The organism is Clostridium sp. AM43-3BH, from assembly GCF_003479985.1.
Classification (GTDB): domain Bacteria; phylum Bacillota; class Clostridia; order Lachnospirales; family Lachnospiraceae; genus Otoolea; species Otoolea fessa.
Genome location: NZ_QUIH01000019.1, coordinates 1 through 238 on the forward strand (window position 1 = coordinate 1; position 238 = coordinate 238).

1 protein-coding gene is annotated in these 238 nt (G+C 46.2%); it reads right to left on the reverse strand.

The annotated features are described in order from the left end of the window. Positions 1–44: 44 nt before the first annotated feature. Complete coding sequence (locus DW931_RS15725; protein WP_054328105.1) at positions 45–233, reverse strand: hypothetical protein; 189 nt, start codon at positions 231–233, stop codon at positions 45–47. Positions 234–238 lie beyond the last annotated feature (5 nt).

Here is a 238-nt window from a genome sequence, read left to right on the forward strand (position 1 = left end):
CATACAGGGCGGCAATGGTGTGTCTATCGTCATAAATTCAAAATTCATTCGGTGTGTTCCTCCTTTTTCTTTGATCGTTTGGATAAATAACGGGGGCAGTCAATCACAACCGCCCGGAAGCTCTGCTTGCACCCATGCTGGCATTTCCGGCATAATTCGTTGTAAGTGACACGCCCCCGGTCATTGAGGTAAAAAGAAAGCTCATGCTTCCTCTTTTTGCTCATTCTCGGCATATTGT

Excerpts from the sequence above, each read along its gene's own strand:
- DW931_RS15725 (WP_054328105.1), bottom strand. The coding sequence starts at position 233 with ATGCCGAGAATGAGCAAAAAGAGGAAGCATGAGCTTTCTTTTTACCTC.